Source organism: Oleiphilus sp. HI0066 (genome assembly GCF_001635725.1).
This window is the reverse complement of record NZ_LWFH01001203.1, coordinates 1-1,221: the sequence shown is the minus strand read 5'-3', so window position 1 is coordinate 1,221 and position 1,221 is coordinate 1. Positions and strand designations below refer to the sequence as shown.

At 43.1% G+C, this 1,221-nt stretch carries 2 protein-coding genes; both read left to right on the top strand.

All coding sequences use genetic code 11. From position 1 onward, the window contains the following. The first annotated feature begins 329 nt into the window (after window positions 1-329). The gene (gene ruvC, locus A3738_RS16490) at window positions 330-848 is read left to right on the top strand and encodes a crossover junction endodeoxyribonuclease RuvC (RefSeq protein ID WP_068476754.1); all 519 of its coding nucleotides are present in this window, start codon (window positions 330-332) and stop codon (window positions 846-848) included. Between the two features lie 43 nt (window positions 849-891). Then, window positions 892-1,221 (top strand): Holliday junction branch migration protein RuvA (gene ruvA, locus A3738_RS16485; protein WP_197473892.1); only part of this gene is annotated, 330 nt, incomplete at its 3' end.

The window sequence follows — 1,221 nt, the reverse complement described above, 5'->3', positions numbered from 1 at the left end:
GCTACTGACGTACTAACTAAGGCGCCAGGTGAAGTTGATAAGAAGCAGCTTCGTGAGTTGAGCATTAAGCTAAACCTTCCTGAGCCACAGAAAGAAGAGTCTAACTAAAGCTCTTTAATCTTCTTAATTAAAGTCATGACGGACAGATGTAATCGTGTGATTGCTAAGTTCGTCATGTCTTAACTAGTTTTTATTACTATCTTTGTCTTCGACCTCATTCTGTTTGTGTCTATATTCTCCTAGTTCGATTCTCCCATTTCTTATATTTAATGGCGTGTCACGTTATACCCCTTTAAACTCGCCTGAATTGTTTTGCTTGTAAGATCTTTATGTCAATTATCTTAGGGATAGATCCTGGTTCTCGAATTACCGGTTATGGTTTGATCGAGTTTAAGGCCGGTAAAAGCTATTACATAGGTAGTGGGTGTATTCGCGTTCAGAAAGATTCGCTCGCTGACAAGTTGGGGTTGATTTTCAATAGTGTTACGCAGCTCATTCAGCAATATAGTCCTGATGAGTTTGCGATTGAAGAAGTGTTCATGGCGCGTAATGCAGATTCAGCACTTAAGTTGGGTCAAGCAAGAGGTGTTGCTATTGCGGCTGCTAATGTTGCTGGCTTGCCAACTAGCGAATACGCTGCGCGCAAAGTGAAACAGGCTTTGGTAGGCAAGGGATCAGCAGATAAATCTCAAGTCGCGCATATGGTGGTCAATATGTTGGGTTTGAATGCTACGCCACAGGCAGATGCAGCGGATGCTTTGGCTGTTGCCCTGTGTCATGCACATATGCAGCAAAGCTTAATAAAAATGACCGGTGCGACGCGCAGTCGACGCGGTAGAGTAAGTTAATAAGGCTTGGCTGAAAGTCTGTTTTGATAATTTAGGAAGTATTTTGATTGGAAAAATAAAGGGTGTGCTTGAATCTAAAAATACCCATCAAGCACTCATTGACGTCAATGGCCTGTGTTACGAGTTAGATGTTCCGTTATCAACTGCATTCTCGCTGCCAGAGATTGGCGAGCAGGTAGTGTTGTATACGCATTTTGTTGTGCGTGAAGATGCTCAATTGCTTTATGGTTTTTCTTCTCTCTCGGACAGAGATGTCTTCCGAGTACTCATCAAGGTGAATGGTGTAGGGCCTAAATTAGGTGTCGCGGTTCTGTCTGGTTTAAATGCCTCAGATTTGAAGCGCTGCGTTGAACTTGAAGATGTTAGCGCGCTG